The following is an 18,127-nucleotide window of genomic DNA, read 5'->3' on the forward strand; positions in this document are numbered from 1 at the left end:
GTTTTGTGGGTGTAGCGCGGCGGCGCGCCTATATGAACCTACCGGCGTCTACAGCTCCGGCAGCTCGTCCAGCAGCCGCTTCACGAGCGCTTCATAGCGGGCATCCGGATAGCAGGCCACGGCCTCGTCGATGCGCTCGCTGGTCAGATGCGGGGCGAAGGTCTGGATGAAGTGGCGCATATAGCCGCGCAGGAAGAGGTTGTGGCGAAAGCCGATATGGGTGGTGCTGGCCGCGAACAGGTGGCTGGCATCCAGGCGGACCAGATCCTGATCGCTGTCCGGGTCGTAGGCCATGTTGGCGACCACGCCCACGCCAAGCCCGAGCCGGACATAGGTCTTGATCACATCCGCGTCCACGGCCGTGAGCACCACGTCGGGCGTCAGCCCCTTGGCTTCGAAAGCGGCGTCGAGGTGCGATCGGCCGGTGAAGCCGAACGTATAGGTCACGATCGGCTGGTCCGCCAGCGCCTCGAGTGAAAGCTGCTTGGTATTCGCCAGCGGGTGATCGCGCGGGACCAGCACGCAGCGGTTCCAGTGATAGCAGGGCAGCATGACGAGTTCGTCGTAATGCTCGAGCGCCTCGGTAGCGATGGCGAAATCGGCATCGCCGGCGGCGGCCCAGCTTGCGATCTGTGGTGGCGCGCCCTGATTGATATGCAGCGAGACCCGCGGGTACTCGCGCCGGAATGCGCCGATCACCGTGGGCAGGGCATAGCGCGCCTGGGTATGGGTGGTGGCCACGCACAGCGAACCGCGGTCGGCGTCCGCGAACTCGCTGGCGGTGCGCGTGATGTTTTCGACTTCGGACAGAATCCGGCGGGTCGTCTCCAGAATGCGCGCCCCCGCGGGGGTGACTCGATCCAGATGCTTGCCGTTGCGTTCGAACACGAGCACGCCGAGTTCGTCCTCGAGCAGCCGGATCTGTTTGCTCACACCGGGTTGCGAGGTATGCAGCGCCTCGGCAGCGGCGGTGATATTCAGGCGTCGTTTGGCGACTTCATTGATATACACGAGCTGACGCAGTTTCATGGCGGCTCTTCCCTAAGAACGGTCCGATATGCCGGAATCTTATTAAACTATAAATATATATTTCTATCGGATTTTAAGACCCGCTGCTAGCCTGCGCTCTTTCTCGCGCAAGGAGTCGCTCAGGCGATGTTAGCGTTCAGCGTTGCCGGTCTCGTGGTCGGTGTAGCGGTGGGTGTCACCGGCGTCGGCGGTGGGTCGTTGATGACGCCGCTGCTGATTCTCATCTTCGGATTCGCACCGTCGGCGGCGGTGGGGACCGACCTGCTGTATGCCGCCGGGACCAAGGGCTTCGGCACCTGGCTGCATGGCCGTCAGCAGACCGTGGACTGGCGTGTCGTCGGGCTCATGGCAGCCGGCAGCCTGCCGGCTGCGATCATCACCATCATCTGGTTGCATTACGTCGGACTGAACCCCTGGGTCGAGACGTTGATGACCATCACGCTGTGCGTGGCGATCATCGCCACCGCCGTGCTTACCCTCGTACGCAAGCAGATCATGGCCCGCATGGACGTGACCGACGCCGAGGCGTCGGGTCTGCCGCCGGGGCTGCTGAAGCTGCGCGAGCCGATCACGGTCTTCGGCGGCGTCGTGCTCGGTATTCTGGTGACGCTGTCGTCCGTCGGTGCGGGCGTGCTGGGTACCACGATGCTGCTGCTGCTGTACCCGCGCCGCGCGGCCATTCGTATCGTGGGCACCGACATCGCCCATGCGGTGCCGCTCACGCTTGTCGCCGGCATCGGGCATCTGAGCCTCGGGACCACGGATCTGCCGGTCCTCGGCTTTCTGTTGCTGGGGTCGCTGCCGGGCATCTATATCGGTACACGGCTGGGTTCGCGTTTGCCTGACGGGCTGTTGCGGCCGATCATATCGGTGCTGTTACTCGTGATCGGCGCGAGCATGCTGTTCGACAGCGTGACGTCGCTGATGCACGCCGTCTAGCGCTTCCAAGCCCCAACGAGCGATCTTGTCGAATACCGTACCCAGCCTTCCTGTATTCCTGCGTCTTCTAGACCGCCCGGTTTTGGTTGCCGGCGCAGGGCATGTCGCAAGCCGGCGTGTCGACCGACTTCTGGCGGCCGGTGCGCGCGTTACCGTGGTCGCTCCGACGGCACAGGCGCGTATTCGTGAATGGGCCGATGCGGGCCGCCTGACCTGGCATGCCCGCGCGGCGGTCGCGGCGGATGTCGACGGGCAGCTGCTGGTGTTCGCGATCACCGACGATGGCGATACGAACGCGATGCTGGCCAAGGCTGCCGCCGCGCGAAACGTGCTGGTCCAGCGCGCGGACGACGCCGCCGGTTCGGATTTTCTCGTTCCGGCAGTGGTCCAGCGCGATGCGCTGCAGATCGCCATATCGAGCGACGGTCACGCGCCGACGCTGGCGCGCATCTTGCGCACCCGTCTCGATGCCTGGATACCGCGGGCCTACGGCGACCTGGCCCGGCTTGCCGGCGAATTTCGTGACCGCGTCAAGACCCGTCTGCCGCGTCAGGCGAGGGCGCGCTTCTGGCTGCGCGTGCTCGACGGACCGATCGCCGAAAAGGTTTTTTCCGGCCGCATGACCGAGGCACGCGCCGATCTGGACGATGCGCTGAGTCATCCCGAAGCGGCCCTGCCCACGCGCGGCGAGGTCTATCTCGTCGGCGGCGGACCGGGCGATCCGGATCTGCTCACCTCACGGGCCTTGCGGTTGATGCAACGCGCGGATGTCGTGCTCCACGACAGCCTGATCGCGCCCGCTATTCTCGAGATGGCCAATCCCGACGCCGAGCGAATCCACGTCGGCAAGCGCGCGGCTCGTCATACGCTGCCGCAGGAGGATATCAACGCCCTGATGGTGCGCCTGGCCGGGGAGGGAAAGCGCGTGCTTCGTCTCAAGGGCGGTGACCCCTTCGTCTTCGGTCGCGGCGGTGAAGAAATCGCCCAGCTTGCGGAAGCGGGCATCGCGTTTCAGGTCGTGCCCGGCATTACCGCCGCGAGCGGTTGCGCCGCTTACGCCGGCATACCGCTCACCCATCGCGACTATGCGCAGTCGGTAACGTTCGTGACTGGCCATCTTAAGGCGGGCGAGCTCGAACTGCCCTGGGGGCAGTTGGCGCAGCGCGGCCAGACGGTCGTTTTCTTCATGGCAGTCAAGAGCCTGCCCATCATCTGCGAGAAGTTACGCGCGCACGGGCTCGCAGCAGACTGGCCGGCGGCTCTGGTCATTGAAGGCACGACTGTACGCCAGCGTCTGATTGTGGGCTCGCTCACCGACCTGCCGGCACGGGTGGCGAGCGAGGTCGTCCAGGGGCCGGCGCTATTGATCGTGGGCGAGGTGGTGCGCCTTAACGAGACGCTGGGGTGGTTCCGCCCGGACTCGAATACGGATACCCAGGCATAAAAAAACCCGGCGCCGCATGGCGGGGCCGGGTTTGTCGCCGCGTTCAGGCGGCTTGGCAGTCGCTTACTCTTCGCCCATGAACACGCCGAGCAGCTGCAGCAGGCTCAGGAAGAGGTTGTAGATGGTCACGAACAGGGTCACGGTCGCCGTGATGTAGTTCGTTTCGCCGCCGTGCACGATCTCGCCGGTCTGATAGACGATCAGTCCCGACATCAGCAGCACGAACAAGGCCGAGACGGCCATCGACAGCGCCGGGATCGAGAAGATCACCGCGACGATGCTCATCACGAAAGCGACCAGAATGCCCATGAACAGCATCCCGGCCCACTGGTTGAAGCGCTTGCCGGAGGCCAGCGCGTAGGCCGACATGCCCATGAAGATCGTGCCGGTGCCGCCGAGCGCGAGCATGACGATCTCGCCGCCGTTCGAGAAGGCGTTGAGGTACATGTTCAGGATCGGGCCGATGGTGTAGCCCATGAAGCCGGTCAGCGCGAACACGCTGACGAGACCCATCGCGCTGTTTTTGGTCTTCTCGACCGCGAAGAGCAGGCCGAAGTAGCCCACCAGCGTGATGATCAGACCCGGGTGCGGCGCGTTGAGCGCCATGGCGGTGCCGGCCACGGCTGCCGAGAACAGCAGCGTGAGCGACAGCAACATATAGGTGTTGCGCAGCACACTGTTGGTAGCCAGCGCGGTCTGCGCGCGGGAAGATTGGACGGTACGTTCCGCGTTCATTGATGCTCTCGGATTAATGACTGAGTTGAGGCTAGCACGGTTTGTCGGTGATGAAATCTTTGCTTGAACAATGCAGATAATCCGCGTGTTCAACGCGATTGTACGGTTAATGCAAAGACCGTTCCGCGGGACGCGAGTTCCCACCGCGCTCTTGCTTTTAATGGGGGCGACGAGCGCCTGCACAACACCGGCTCAGGCACCGGAAATGGCATGGCCTACCGCTATCGGACCCCCGACAAGTACACACCGGGATATACGCCATCTGGTTAATAACGGTTTCGTTGTCGGCTACGATCGCGACCGCGATGAAGCGGCGTGGGTCGCCTATCGGGCGCAGCCCGTCGCCGCATATCGCGCCATGCCCAGGCCGCCGTTTACTGCCGACCCGCGTCTGGCCGCGCGAAAGCCGTCGCCGCATTATGCCGGCCGCGATTACGATCGCGGCCATCTGGCACCGAACTATCTGATCAGCCAGCTTTATGGGCGACAGGCACAGCGCCAGAGCTTCTACTACAGCAACGTCGCGCCGCAGCGGCCGCGCCTGAATCAGCTCGTCTGGCAGCGTCTCGAGGAGATTGAGGCCGATGCGTTGGCCGCAAGGGCCGGCGCGCTTTGGGTCGTCCTGGGCCCGATTCCGGACACCGATCCCTCGGCGCCACCCCAGGCTTTCTTTCGTCTCTGGATTGCACGTACGCCTTCGAACGACTGGGCATTGCTCGCCGTGCGCGTACCGCAATCGGTGCGCGGGGACGAGCGGCTCAGCGATTTCATCGTGTCCATCGACCGGATCGAGCAGGAGACGGGGCTGGACTTTCTCAGCGGGCTGAGTGCCGCGCGCCAGCGAGCGCTCGAATCGCGAGCTGCGCCGGCCACGACGCTCGACTTCGATGCGCACGCCTGCGAACCGGCGCGCTACGGGCGCCGCTGGCAGGGGCGCGATGGCATCGAACTGCGCTATGACCGCTGCGACTAGGCGTCTGGTGTCGGCTCGCTCGGCGTGTCGAATGCGACCGGCTCGGCGTCTTCACCGTCGCCGAGCAGCTGGTCGACGCGCAGTTCCGCATGCTTGAGTGTCTGCTGACACTGGCGCGCGAGGGTAACGCCGCGTTCGAACTTGGCGAGCGCCTGTTCGAGCGAGACATCGCCGGTTTCCAGCGCCTCGACCAGGGCCTCGAGTTCGGAGACCGACTCCTCGAATTCGGCCAGACGGGGCTTGGCCTCGGTTTCGGCCGGCGCGTCGGATTTGCGGGGCATGCGCGTTGCTCGTGCTGATGAATGGCGGGGCCAGCCAGTGTAGCGACGTCGACACCCGGCGTCAGCGCCCGTCCATACTCTATTGCCAGCGGGGACGGCGTAGCTTAACGTGCCGCGCAACCGCCGGCAGGCATTCGCGCGGTGGCTTCTAGCGCCGCCGTGGATCGATCAACCTTTCCAGAAGACGAGGGCTCATGGCCAGCCGCTACGACGCTGCCGATATCGAAGTACTGTCCGGACTCGACCCGGTTCGCAAGCGCCCGGGCATGTTCACGGATACCGCCCGGCCGAACCATCTCGCCCAGGAAGTCATCGACAACAGCGTGGACGAAGCGCTGTCCGGCCATGCCAGCGAGATCGAGGTGGTCCTGCATGCCGACGGTTCGCTGTCGGTCACCGACAACGGTCGCGGCATGCCGGTGGATGTGCACCCCGAGCAGGGCGTGCCCGGCATCGAGCTGATCCTCACGCGTCTGCACGCGGGCGGCAAGTTCTCCAACAAGCAGTATCAGTTCTCCGGCGGCCTGCACGGCGTGGGCGTGTCGGTGGTCAACGCGCTTTCCACCTCATTGGTCGCCCAGGTGTGGCGCGGCGGCACGCATTACGAGATGCGTTTTGCCGGCGGCGAACTGGAAAGCCCGCTGACCGAGATTGGTAGCTGTGCCAAGAACAAGACCGGCACCAAGCTGCATTTCGATCCGGACCCGCAGTATTTCGACAGCCCGCGTTTCGCCACTGCCCGCCTGAAGCATTTGCTGCGTGCCAAGGCGGTGCTGTGCCCGAACCTGAAGGTGCACTTCGTCGACGAGGCCGGCGAGGAAGACATTACCTGGCAGTATGCCGACGGCCTCGCCGACTACATGGCCGACGCGCTCGAAGGCATTGAATGCATCATCCGCCCGGCATTTACCGGCAGTGAGGACGGCGGCAGCCAGACCGTGGACTGGGCGCTGACCTGGCTGGCCCCCGATCAGCCGGGCATGGACGGCGTCGCCGAAAGCTATGTGAACCTGATTCCGACGGCCTCCGGCGGCACCCATGTCAATGGCCTGCGCTCCGGTTTGACCGAAGCGGTGCGCGAGTTCTGCGAATTCCGGAATCTGCTGCCGCGGGGCGTGAAGATCGCGCCGGAAGACGTCTGGTCCGGCTGTACCTATGTGCTGTCGGTGAAGATGAACGAGCCGCAGTTCTCCGGTCAGACCAAGGAACGGCTGTCTTCGCGCGATATCAGCGGATTTGTGTCCGGTGCGGTCAAGGACGCTTTCTCGCTGTGGCTGAACCGCCATGCCGAGACCGGCGAACTGCTGGCCGCCCAGATCATCGGCAACGCCCAGGCCCGCGCGCGTACCGCCAAGAAGGTCAAGCGCAAGCGCGTGACCGCGGGGCCCGCGCTGCCCGGCAAACTCACGGACTGCGTGACCGACGACCCGGTTCGTTCGGAGCTGTTCCTGGTCGAGGGTGACTCGGCCGGCGGCAGCGCGAAGCAGGCGCGCGATCGCAACTTCCAGGCGGTGATGCCGCTGCGCGGCAAGATTCTCAACTCCTGGGAAGTCGAGCCGGCCGACATCATGGCCTCGAACGAGATTCACGATATCTCGGTCGCGCTCGGGCTCGATCCGTCCAGCGACAACTTCGAGCGCCTGCGCTATCACAAGATCTGCATTCTCGCGGACGCGGATTCGGACGGTCTGCATATCGCCACGCTGCTGTGTGCGTTGTTCGTGAAGCATTTCCGGCCGCTGGTCGAGCACGGGCACGTATTCGTGGCCATGCCGCCGCTGTTTCGAATCGACGCCGGCAAGGAAGTCTTCTATGCGCTGGATCGCGACGAGCGCGATGCCATCATGCGTCGGCTCGAGAACGAAAAGAAAAAGCGCAAGATCAGCGTCACCCGTTTCAAGGGCCTCGGCGAGATGAGCGCGCTGCAACTGCGCGAAACCACCATGGCGCCGGACACGCGCCGGCTGGTGCAGCTGGGGATCGAACCCGGCGCCGATACCGATACGAGCGTGGACGAGCTGCTGGACATGCTGCTGGCCAAGAAGCGCGCGAGCGACCGGCGCGCCTGGCTGGAAGAACGTGGCCACGAAGCCGAGGTCCAGTAGGCCGTAGCCGCGACACCACGCAAATGGCAAGAGCCGCCCGCGTGACGATCAACTGAAGAACAAGACGACTGCCCATGGCGAGCACTTTCGAACACGACAGCGAGCGCATGCCGCTCAACGCCTTCGCGGAAAAGGCGTACCTCGACTACGCGATGTACGTCATCCTCGATCGCGCGCTGCCGCATGTCGGCGACGGCCTCAAACCGGTGCAGCGGCGTATCGTCTATGCCATGTCCGAGTTGGGGCTTTCGGCAGCGTCCAAGCCGAAGAAGGCCGCGCGTACCGTGGGCGACGTGATCGGCAAGTTCCATCCACACGGCGATTCGGCGTGCTACGAGGCCATGGTGATCATGGCGCAGCCGTTCTCGTATCGTTATCCGCTGGTCGACGGCCACGGCAACTGGGGCACCGCGGACGATCCGAAATCGTTCGCGGCGATGCGCTATACCGAATCGCGCCTGACCGCCTATGCCGCCACGCTGCTCTCGGAACTGGGGCAGGGCACGGTCGACTGGCAGCCCAACTTCGACGGCACCCTCAACGAGCCGGTGACCATGCCGGCGCGCCTGCCGAATGTACTGCTCAACGGCGGCACCGGCATCGCGGTGGGTATGGCCACCGATATTCCGCCGCACAACCTGCGCGAAGTCGCCGATGCCACGGTGCATCTGCTCAACAATCCGAAGGCTGATCTCGAAGCACTCTGCGAATACCTGCCGGCGCCGGATTTCCCGACCGGCGCGGAGATCATCACGCCGGCCGAGGAAATCCGTGAGCTCTATGCCAAGGGCAACGGCATCGTGCGCCTGCGCGCGACCTACACCGTGGACAACGGCGAGATCGTGATCGATGCGCTGCCGTACCAGACCTCCGGCGCGCGTATTCTCGAACAGATCGCCGGCCAGATGGCGGCCAAGAAGCTGCCCATGGTCTCGGATCTGCGCGACGAGTCGGACCACGAAAACCCGACCCGCCTGATCATCGTGCCCCGATCCAATCGGGTCGATATCGACGCACTCATGGCGCATCTGTTCGCGACGACCGGGCTGGAAAAGGGCATTCGCGTCAATCTCAACGTCATCGGTCTCGACGGCGCCCCTAGGGTCAAGAACCTGCGCGAAATTCTCGAGGAATGGCTGACCTACCGACGCCAGACGGTCACCCGTCGCCTCGAACACCGGCTCGACGCGGTGCTCGACCGGCTGCATATCCTGGAAGGCCTGCTCGTCGCCTATCTGAATATCGACGAGGTCATCCACATCATCCGCACCGAGGACGAGCCCAAGCCGGTGATGATGGAACGCTTCGGGCTGACCGGTACGCAGACGGATGCGGTACTGGATCTGCGCCTGCGTCATCTCATGAAGCTCGAGGAGTTCAAGATCCGCGGCGAGCAGGAAGAGCTGGAAGCCGAGCGCAAGACACTGGAAGCCATCCTCGGCTCGCGCAAGAAGCTCGACAAGCTGATCGGCGACGAGATCATGGCCGATGCCGAAAAGTACGGCGACGATCGACGCAGCCGGCTGGTCGAGCGTGGTCAGGCTAAAGCGCTGTCCGAAGCCGACCTGCTGCCGAGTGAGCCAATCACGGTCGTGCTGTCGCGCCAGGGCTGGATTCGCGCGGCCAAGGGCCATGACGTGGACGCGGCCGGCCTGAATTTTCGCAGCGGCGACGACTATCTCACGCACGCGGCCGGGCGCAGCAACCAGACGCTCGTCGTGCTCGACTCGACCGGGCGTAGCTACACGCTCGCGGCGCACAAGCTGCCGTCCGCGCGCGGTCAGGGCGAACCGCTGAGCGGCAGTCTCAACCCGGCCGACGGCGCCCGTTTTGTCGGCGTTGCCCTTGGCGACGAGGGCACCCGCTGCGTGCTGGCAAGCTCCGCCGGTAACGCGTTTGCGACCACGCTGGGCGAGATCAGCAGCCGCAATAAATCGGGCAAGGCCGCGCTTGCACCGGGCAAGGGCGCCGACGCGCTCGCCCCGGTCACGATCGCCGGCGACGATCCGGAGGTCTGTGCAATCACGAGCAGCGGCCAACTGCTGTGTTTGCCGCTTGGCGAATTGCCGGTGCTCGCGAAGGGCAAGGGCAACAAGCTGATTTCACTCAAGAAGGATGAACAGGTCATCGCGCTCGCGGCCCTGCCGGCAAGCGCCGGCCTGACGATCTACAGCGGCAAGCGACACATGACGCTGAAGTCCGGCGATCGCGATGCCTATCGTGGCCCGCGTGCCTCGCGCGGCAAACGTCTGCCGCGCGGCTTCACCCAGGTGCAGTCGGTGTCGATCGAGGACAAGTAGCGCTGGGTGAAAGACGCGTTTCGCGCAAGGCGCTAAGCCTTAAAGAAAAATCACTAACCTTGAGTTGCGTCTCGCTTCGTTTTCTTCGCGGCTTGGCGTTTTTGCGTGAGGCGTCACTTTGAAAGTGCGATCCGAAAAGATCGTTAGCCGCACGGGGCTCGGAGAAAAATCCACGCGTCCATCTTGAAACCTATTCGCGACTCCGCCATCTAAACGCTTGAACCCGTCACCGAAAAATCATCGATGAAACGTATCGCCCTGTTTCTGCTGACCAACATCGCCATCATGGTGGTGCTGTCGGTCATTCTTCAGCTGTTTGGCGTCACCAGCCTTCTGGACGAGCAGGGCGTCAATCTCGACTTGCCCTCGCTGCTGATCTTTGCGGCGGTGTTCGGCATGGGCGGCTCGCTGATCTCGCTGGCGCTGTCGAAGTTCATGGCCAAGCGCATGACCGGTGCGCAGGTCATCGAGCGGCCCTCGAACGCAATGGAGAACTGGCTGGTCTCCACGGTGACGCGTCAGGCGCGCCAGGCCGGGATCGGCATGCCCGAGGTCGCCATCTACAACTCGCCCGACATGAACGCGTTCGCCACCGGCATGAGCCGCAACAGCGCACTCGTGGCGGTGTCCACCGGCCTGTTGCAGCAAATGAGTCAGGACGAGGCCGAGGCCGTGATCGGCCACGAAGTCACCCATATCGCCAACGGCGACATGGTCACGCTGGCGCTGATCCAGGGCGTGGTGAATACCTTCGTTTTCTTCTTCGCACACGTGATCGGGCACATCGTCGATCGCATGGTGCTGCGTAACGAACGTGGGCACGGCATCGGTTATTTCATGACCGTCATCTTCGCCGAGATGGTGCTCGGCGTACTCGCCAGCCTGATCGTGTTCTGGTTCTCGCGGCGGCGCGAATTTTCGGCCGACGCGGGCGGTGCCCATCTCGCCGGGCGCGGCAAGATGATCGCCGCGTTGCGTCGACTGCAGGGCGGCGCCATCGCCACGGAACTGCCCGACCAGATTCAGGCGCTGGGTATTTCCGGCAAGAAGGGGCTGGGTATCAAGCGCTATTTCATGACCCATCCGCCGCTCGACGAGCGGATCGCCGCGCTCGAGAACGCGCGCGCCCAGCAGGCGTGAACCGAACGGTCCGGCGCCTATCCCGGGCCTTGGTGCGCGGTCGGATTACAGGTGGATGTCTTGCGACTGCGCGAGCGCTTCGGTGTCCGGTTCTTGGATGAAGTGGCCCTGGACGTAGTTCACGCCGGCCTGCCATAGACGCGCCATGCTGTTGGCGTCCTCGATCTGTTCCGCGATCAGCGGAATCTCGCGTTCGCGCGCGCTCGAGATGATGTGCGCCAGGCGTTCGTCCTCCTCGCGGCCAAGTATTTGACGCGCGAAGTCGGGGGCCAGCTTGATGAAGGATGCCGGCATGCGGTCGAGCACCTGAACGGCCTTCGGCGTGCTGCCGTAATGCGTGAGCGCCACCCGAAACTCGGCCGCCTCCAGCTCGTCGGCGAGTTTGCGGGCAAGCCGGGTCTGATTGCGGACATCGTCCTCACGAAAGCTGAAGATCAGATTCCAGCGACTGATCGGTTTCGCCTCGACCGCGGCGAGCAGCCAGGCCATGAAACGATCCGCGTCCTCGATGGTGGCTGACGACAGCTTGGCGAACAGCGCGATATGGGCATCCTTGGCCCGCTGTTGCCAGATCACGTCCAGGCAGCGCTGTACCACCCATCGGTCGATATCGGGCATGAGGCGCGCTTTTTCCGCGGCCGGCAGGAATTCGCCGGGGCGCACGAGCGCACCGCGGTCGTCGACATAACGCAGCAGCGTGTCGAAATAGGGCTGACTGTCGCCCGCAAGGCTGGTAATGCCCTGATAGGCCAGGCTGAAGCGGTCCTGTGTCAGCGCTTCCCTGAGCCGGGTGGTCCACGCCTGATCGTCGGCGCTATCCATGGCGGGCGCTGTCTCGGACTGGCAGCGCCGCACGGCATTGCCGCCGTCGTCACGAATCTCGTAGACGGTGTCCATGAGCAGTTGCAGACGCGAGTCGTTCTGCGCGGCGCCGCCGGACAGCACGCAGTGCGCCATGCTCGCGGCCAGGCTCGCGCTGCGGCGTTCGTCGCCGAAGACTTCGTCGGACAGCGACTTGTGCAGGTTCTGCGCGAACTCCTCGATTTCGTTGGCCGAATGACGTTCGACGAGCATCACGTACTCGCCGGCACCGAAACGGAAGACGCGATCCTCGCCTCGAACCGCCTGCAGCAGGTACAGCCCGACCTCTTGAAGAAGCAGATCGCTTTCGGCGAGGCCGAGCTGGTCCTGGAGCGAAGAGATTTCGTCCACCGCCACGAACACGAGGCCGAGAATCCATTCCTTCGCGCGCGTGGTCGTCTGCGCGAGCACGCCATGCAGCGCCATGCGCCCATCCAGGGCGGGGCCGCGGGCCACGGCGCCGCTGGGCGCGTTCTCCGCAGGCTGCAGCACCAGGTTGGTGCGCTGTTCGTCGGACTTCTCGGCGACACCGGGTTTGAGCAGCGCCCGCAGGGATGTGCGGTGGTTGAGATGCGTGGTGATGTCGAACACGAGTGCCGTGTCCGAATGGGTGGTGGCGACCTGTTCGAGCGCATCCGCGAACCGGGTCCGGTCGTGCGGGGCGATCCGGTCCAGCAGGTCGATACCGCGGGCGTCCTCGACGTCGTCCACGCCGATCAAGCGGGCAAAGGCGGGGCTCGGGTCCGCCACACGCCGGTCCACGAGCGTGGCGCGCGCGTCCTGGCTCTGGCTCAAGAGCACGTCCAGGCGGCGCTGTGTCTGATTAAGGCGCTGGGCAGCGTCGGCGATTTCGACGCGCGTGCGCCCGACTTCGAGCGCCTGGCGAAAACGCGTGCGGATATCCTGCTCGGATTCGACGCTCAGCAGGTCCCAGGCGCCGGCGGCAACGGCGGCGTCACGGTCGAGACCGGCATCGCCGGTGTTCAGCAGGATGACGGGTGCGGTGCCGGCCAGGCCCTGGACCAGCCCGAGTTCGCGCTTCGCGCGGGTGGGGTCGGCATGACAATGCAGACCGACCACGGCCACCCCCGAAATCACGCCCTCGTCGGAGAGTTGCGTGGGGTCGTCCGAATGCACGATATCGACGGGATCGTTGCGATCGTCCAGGGCCTGGCGGATGGTTTCGAACACCGCCTGCTCGGCGGTCACCGCCAGCACGGCGAGCGTATTGGCGACCCCGGTGCCGTGCAGCGCCTGCGGCGCTGTCGTCTGCTGGTTCAATCCTGCCCCCTGTGCACTCATAGATTCCTCAAGCGGTCGTCGCGGCGTCGTGGCCGAGCACCTGCTTGGCCTGTTCGCCCGGGTTCTCGCGCGCCAGGCGTGGTACGAGATACCCCGGCAGCCGGCTGGCAAGTGCCGTCATCAGCCGGCGCGCGACCGGCTCGGCGACCTCGAAATGGGCCGTGCCGGCGACGCGATCGAGCAGATGCAGATAGTACGGCATCACCCCGATGGCGAAGAGCCGCTCGCTCAGCGCGGCCAGCGTATCCGCGTCGTCGTTGACGCCGCGCAGCAAGACCGCCTGGTTGAGTAGTGTTGCCCCCGCCTCGCTCAGCGCCGTCATGCGCGCGCCCAGATCGGCGTCGAGCTCCTGCGGGTGATTGGCATGGATCACCACCACGCATTGCTGCTTGCGCTGCGCAATCCAGTCGACAAACGCATCGTCGACGCGCTGCGGCAGCACGACGGCCGTGCGCGTGTGGATGCGCAGGCGCTGGACGTGCGCGATCGCATCCAGGCGCTCGCCGGTTACGGCCAGTCGGGCATTGCTTAGCGACAAGGGATCGCCACCGGAAAGAATGACTTCACGAATACTGGTATCGGCCGCGATGCGCTCCAGTGCAGTCTGGCCCTGTCGTGCGCCGGCGTGCTGGGCGGCGTAATCGAAATGGCGCCGGAAACAGTATCGGCAGTGCACCGCGCACGCGCCGGTGGTCACCAGCAGCGCGCGGCCGTGGTATTTGTGCAGCACGCCGTCGCCCAGCGCACTGGCGTGATCGCCCACGGCATCGATATCGAAGCCGGGTACGGTGTCGTTCTCGGCGTCGACCGGGAGCACCTGGCGCAGTAGCGGATCGTGGATATCGCCTTGCCGCATGCGCGCGACGTAGGCGCGGGGCACGCGCAACCCGAAGCCGGTCGCCGTACGCCGTGCCGGCTCGCGGTAATACTCGGGCAGGTCGAGCAGATCGAAGAGGGTGTCCACGTCGGTGACCGCCTCGCGCATCGCCCGCTGCCAGCCGCCCTCGCTTTGCGATAGACTGGCGCGATCGACGGCGGAGGCGCGCAGGGATTCGGCGGTCGCGTGTTGCATGTCCGCAGTGTAGAGCGCCACCCGCGCCGCGCCAACCGCAGGCCCCGCGCATTCGCGCGTCTTTCATCCACGCAAAAACAAGCTTCTATGGCGACGTTCAATACCAACCAGTTCAAGGGCGGACTCAAGATCATCCTCGACGGCGACCCGTACAACATCGTCGAGAACGAGTTCGTGAAGCCCGGCAAGGGCCAGGCCTTCAACCGCGTCAAGCTGCGCAACCTCAAGACCAATCGCGTGGTCGAGCGGACCTTCAAGTCGGGCGATAGCGTGGAAGCGGCCGACGTGTTCAATCTCGATCTTCAGTTTCTCTATCACGATGGCGAGTTCTGGCACTTCATGGAGCCGAACAGCTTCGAGCAGTATCAGGCCGGCGAAGCCGCGGTGGGTGACTCGGCGCAGTGGATCAAGGCCCAGGATATGTGCAGTGTCACGTTGTGGAACGGCACGCCGTTGCAGGTCGACGCGCCCAACTTCGTGACCCTCGCGGTCACCGAGACCGACCCGGGCGTGCGGGGCGACACCTCGGGTGGCGGCGGCAAGCCGGCTACGCTGGAAACGGGTGCGGTGGTGCGCGTACCGCTGTTCATCGAAGAAGGCGAAGTCCTGAAGGTGGACACGCGCAAGGGCGAATACGTCTCGCGCGCCAACGAAAGCTGATCTCCGGCCGATCCCTTGGCCGATGACGACTGGCGGCCCGGGGCATCCCGGGCGACGCTCGAACGGCGGGCCGGTCTGCGCGCGGATATTCGCCACTTCATGGCGGCCGCCGGCGTGCTCGAGGTCGACACGCCGCTGATCAGCACGGCCGCGCCCGCGGAGCGCGGTTTGCAGTGCATGGCCGTCGAGCGCGGCGGCCACTTGGTGCCTTCGCCCGAGCACGGGCTCAAGCGCCTGCTCGCAGCCGGCGCCGGGCCGATCTATCAGATGGGGCCGGTGTTTCGCGCCGGTGAAGCGGGGCGCTGGCACAACCCCGAATTCTGCATGCTCGAGTGGTACCGTCCGCGTGCCGCGATCGACGACATCATCGAAGAGACCGAGGCGCTGCTTGGTGCAGTGACCGGTCTGGAATGTGCGCCGCGCACCTCTTACCGCGCTGTTTTCCTGTCGGTCACCGGCCTCGACCCGATCGAATGCGCGACCGACGCGCTGGCAGCCTGGGCACGGCAACGCGATCTCGCGCCGGCGAACATGGCCGATGAGCACGACCGCGCCTTCTGGCTGGATCTGATCATGAGCCTGGCGGTACAGCCGACGCTGGGCGAGTCCGCGCCGATTTGCGTGACCGATTTCCCCGCCGAGGACGCGGTGCTGGTCGAGACGCACCCCGACGACGACCGCGTGGCGCGGCGTTTCGAATGTTTCTGGCAGGGCGTCGAGCTGGCCAACGGGGCCCAGGAACTCACCGCCGCTGCCACGGCGCGTGAGCGCATGGCGCGCGAACAGAGGTTGCGTCGCGAGGCGGGCCGCGCCGTGCCGCCGCTCGACGAGAAGCTGCTGGCGGCGATGACGGCGGGGCTGCCGCCGTGCGCCGGCGTCGCGCTCGGCGTCGATCGGCTGCTGGCTCTGGTTTGCGGCTTCGACTCGCTAGCGCCTGTACTGGCGTTCGACTGGGCGCGACGCTGACCACGACGCGCCCCTGTCACCTTGTCAGGCGCCCGTACCCAGGCGTGCGATTGATTGGCCCAGTACAAGCTTCTGGCCGCTTGCGAGCTCGTCCTGCCAGTTCAGCGCGCCGGGGCCGAACAGCAGGATCACACTGGAACCGATCGAGAACCGGCCCATCTCGTCCCCGCGGGCGTAGTAGGCCTGCTCGAGCACGGTGTCCGAGAAGTTCTCGTCGCGCGGGGCGGGACGATGTGGCGGACAGATCTGGCCAGCCCAGCGGGTGTGAATGCCACCGACGATAAACGCGCCGACCATCACCACGGCCATGGGCCCGACGGCCGTGTCGAACAATGTCACGAGCCGTTCGTTGCGCGCGAACAGCCGCGGTATCGATCGCACGCAGCGCGGATTGACCCCGAAAAGCCGGCCCGGCACGTAGCGCATTTCGCGCACGCAGCCATCCATCGGCATGTGCACGCGGTGGTAGTTGTCCGGGGCGAGATAGAACGTGGCATAGCGACCGCCGAGAAACGCGGCCGACCACGCTTCGCTGCCACCGAGCAGGGTGCGCAGGTCGTAGGCCATCCCCTTGGTCTGACAGATCGTGCCGGTACGGGCGTCGCCGAATGCGCCGAGCGTGCCGTCGACGGGGGATACGACGAGCTCGCGATCATCCGGCATCGGGCGCGCGCCCGGCGCGAGCGCGCGGGTGAAAAAGGCATTGAAGCTGGCGTAGGCGCGCGCATCCGGCTGGGCCGCCTCGGTCATGTCGATGCCGGGGTAAAGCCGCATGAACACGTCGATGAGGCGTTGCTTGAGCCAGGGCATGCGCGCCCGCGCGAGCCCGTGGGCCGCGCGCGAAATCGCACGTGTGGGCAGGAACCAGAACAGGGCGGCGAACAGGCGGTCGCCGGCGCTGGCCGGAGAGGATGACATCATGCGCAGCGGTGGTCACTCGGTTGATGCGCGCAGCGTAGCGTCACCGCGACGGCACGCAAAGCGGTCAGGTGGTTTATCCTAGCTGCGCCGCTGCCCGACCGGTGGCCTGCGTGTGCGCGTTTTCGAAGTTCGCTACCTGCAACAGTGTGGCGGCACGCGCGCTGGCGCCGGGCGCGGGCGCACTCACGCCGTCGACAAACGAGCAGGTATGACCGACAACGACAACAACGAAATCGCCAGCACGCTTACGCGGGTTCTCGACTACATCCGCTGGGGGGCGTCGCGTTTCGTTGCGGCCGAGCTCGCCTTCGGCCACGGCAGCGACAACGCCATCGACGAGGCCGCCCACCTGGTGCTCGATACGCTGCGCCTGGGCCCGGAAATGCCCGATGCCTATCTCGACGCCACGTTGACGCCCGCGGAGCGTGCCGCGGTGATCGCGATCATCGAGCGCCGTATCGAGAGCCGTCAGCCGGCGGCCTACATCACCCGCAAGGCCTGGTTTGCCGGGCTCGAATTCTTCGTCGACGAGCGCGTGATCGTGCCGCGTTCGCCCATCGCAGAGTTGATCGAAACCGAGTTCCAGCCCTGGCTGGGGCATCGCGAGCCGTTGTCGATTCTGGATCTGTGTACCGGCAGTGGCGCGATCGCCATTGCCTGTGCGCTGGCATTTCCAGAGGCGCGCGTGGTCGCCACCGACGCCAGTGCCGATGCGCTCGATGTCGCGCGCATCAACAGTGACAAGCACGATATCGGTCCCCAGGTCGAATACGTCGAGGCCGATCTGTTCGACGGGCTGCCCGCCGAGCGTTTCGACCTGATCGTGAGCAATCCGCCGTATGTCACCCGTGACGAGTGGGCGGGTCTGGCGCCGGAGTATCTGCACGAACCGGGCTTTGCCTTTCATGGCGATACCAATGACCTGTCGCTGGTTACCCGACTGCTGTTCGATGCCTGCGATTACCTGAGCGACGACGGGCTGCTGATACTGGAGGTCGGTTACAGCGCGTTCTTGCTGGAACAGACCCATCCGGATCTGCCGATAACATGGGTCGAACTGGAGCGCGGCGGGCTCGGCGTGGGCGTGCTCGAAGCCGAAGACTTGCGCGCCTGGGTCGATGCCCAGCGCGAAACCACGAGCTAATATGGAACCTCTGATCTATTCCTCCGCGCATCGCGTTTGTGTCCCCAAAGGCGTTGATACAAGACGCAGAGCGCAGCGTCCGGGTCATTCCCGGAACAAGCTCTGCAACGCGGTTGCGGCGTCTTTGGGGCCAAACTTTTCTCGCAACGCGAGAAAAGCCGGGGCTTTGCGCGCGCCTGGACGGCGTCAGCGCTCGCTACCGTGCAATGAGCACGCTACGCTCGCGCTTCCTTGCCAGGCGCGCGCAAAGTCCTC

The 18,127-nt window shown here is 65.2% G+C and carries 15 protein-coding genes; 9 read left to right on the plus strand and 6 right to left on the minus strand.

The genetic code is table 11. From position 1 onward, the window contains the following. Positions 1–48: 48 nt before the first annotated feature. Positions 49–1,029 (minus strand): HTH-type transcriptional regulator CysB, encoded by a 981-nt coding sequence (cysB, locus tag J7355_RS02295; RefSeq protein WP_209059555.1) that lies wholly within the window; start codon positions 1,027–1,029, stop codon positions 49–51. Between the two features lie 126 nt (positions 1,030–1,155). On the opposite strand from cysB, the gene J7355_RS02300 reads away from it, so the two are divergent. After that, a complete protein-coding gene (locus tag J7355_RS02300; RefSeq protein ID WP_209059557.1) occupies positions 1,156–1,968 on the plus strand; it encodes a sulfite exporter TauE/SafE family protein in 813 nt (270 codons plus the stop codon). A 25-nt stretch (positions 1,969–1,993) separates the two neighbouring features. Continuing rightward, a complete protein-coding gene (gene cysG, locus J7355_RS02305; protein WP_209059561.1) occupies positions 1,994–3,412 on the plus strand; it encodes a siroheme synthase CysG in 1,419 nt (472 codons plus the stop codon). 63 nt (positions 3,413–3,475) lie between these two features. Here the strand turns inward: cysG and J7355_RS02310 are convergent, their stop codons facing one another. Continuing rightward, positions 3,476–4,147 carry a Bax inhibitor-1/YccA family protein gene (locus J7355_RS02310; RefSeq protein ID WP_209059562.1) on the minus strand — a complete coding sequence of 224 codons (672 nt, stop codon included), beginning with the start codon at positions 4,145–4,147 and terminating at the stop codon, positions 3,476–3,478. A 205-nt stretch (positions 4,148–4,352) separates the two neighbouring features. On the opposite strand from J7355_RS02310, the gene J7355_RS02315 reads away from it, so the two are divergent. Continuing rightward, positions 4,353–5,120 carry a DNA/RNA non-specific endonuclease gene (locus tag J7355_RS02315; protein ID WP_209059563.1) on the plus strand — a complete coding sequence of 256 codons (768 nt, stop codon included), beginning with the start codon at positions 4,353–4,355 and terminating at the stop codon, positions 5,118–5,120. On the opposite strand, the gene J7355_RS02320 is transcribed toward J7355_RS02315, so the two are convergent. Continuing rightward, entirely contained in the window at positions 5,117–5,401 is a 285-nt protein-coding gene (locus J7355_RS02320) for an exodeoxyribonuclease VII small subunit (protein WP_209059564.1), read from the minus strand. The two genes, J7355_RS02315 and J7355_RS02320, sit on opposite strands and share 4 nt — an antisense overlap. Positions 5,402–5,595: 194 nt before the next feature. On the opposite strand from J7355_RS02320, the gene parE reads away from it, so the two are divergent. The 3 genes from parE (at position 5,596) to htpX (ending at position 10,946) form a co-directional block, all read left to right on the plus strand. Further along, entirely contained in the window at positions 5,596–7,506 is a 1,911-nt protein-coding gene (gene parE / locus J7355_RS02325; protein ID WP_209059567.1) for a DNA topoisomerase IV subunit B, read from the plus strand. A 74-nt stretch (positions 7,507–7,580) separates the two neighbouring features. Beyond that, positions 7,581–9,806: a DNA topoisomerase IV subunit A gene (parC, locus tag J7355_RS02330; RefSeq protein WP_209059571.1), complete on the plus strand. Its 2,226-nt coding sequence runs from the start codon at positions 7,581–7,583 to the stop codon at positions 9,804–9,806. 243 nt (positions 9,807–10,049) lie between these two features. Continuing rightward, complete coding sequence (htpX, locus tag J7355_RS02335; RefSeq protein ID WP_209059573.1) at positions 10,050–10,946, plus strand: protease HtpX; 897 nt, start codon at positions 10,050–10,052, stop codon at positions 10,944–10,946. Between the two features lie 45 nt (positions 10,947–10,991). Here htpX and J7355_RS02340 read toward each other — a convergent pair whose 3' ends face one another. Continuing rightward, complete coding sequence (locus J7355_RS02340; protein ID WP_209059576.1) at positions 10,992–13,109, minus strand: GGDEF domain-containing protein; 2,118 nt, start codon at positions 13,107–13,109, stop codon at positions 10,992–10,994. Between the two features lie 7 nt (positions 13,110–13,116). Next, entirely contained in the window at positions 13,117–14,181 is a 1,065-nt protein-coding gene (gene epmB, locus J7355_RS02345) for an EF-P beta-lysylation protein EpmB (RefSeq protein WP_209059579.1), read from the minus strand. Between the two features lie 87 nt (positions 14,182–14,268). On the opposite strand from epmB, the gene efp reads away from it, so the two are divergent. Together efp and epmA are read left to right on the plus strand one after the other, a co-directional pair. Next, positions 14,269–14,841, plus strand: a complete 573-nt coding sequence (gene efp / locus J7355_RS02350; RefSeq protein ID WP_209059581.1) for an elongation factor P — start codon at positions 14,269–14,271, stop codon at positions 14,839–14,841. 15 nt (positions 14,842–14,856) lie between these two features. Then, complete coding sequence (epmA, locus tag J7355_RS02355) at positions 14,857–15,807, plus strand: EF-P lysine aminoacylase EpmA (RefSeq protein ID WP_209059582.1); 951 nt, start codon at positions 14,857–14,859, stop codon at positions 15,805–15,807. Positions 15,808–15,831: 24 nt separating this feature from the next. Here epmA and asd read toward each other — a convergent pair whose 3' ends face one another. Then, entirely contained in the window at positions 15,832–16,728 is an 897-nt protein-coding gene (gene asd, locus J7355_RS02360) for an archaetidylserine decarboxylase (RefSeq protein WP_247739725.1), read from the minus strand. 208 nt (positions 16,729–16,936) lie between these two features. Here asd and prmB point away from each other — a divergent pair, with 208 nt between their 5' ends. Next, on the plus strand, positions 16,937–17,872 hold the full coding sequence (gene prmB / locus J7355_RS02365) for a 50S ribosomal protein L3 N(5)-glutamine methyltransferase (RefSeq protein ID WP_209059583.1): 936 nt from the start codon (positions 16,937–16,939) through the stop codon (positions 17,870–17,872). Positions 17,873–18,127: the final 255 nt, after the last annotated feature.

Origin of the sequence: Endozoicomonas sp. G2_2 (assembly GCF_017744135.1) — a bacterium.
Taxonomy (GTDB): domain Bacteria; phylum Pseudomonadota; class Gammaproteobacteria; order Nevskiales; family Salinisphaeraceae; genus Salinisphaera.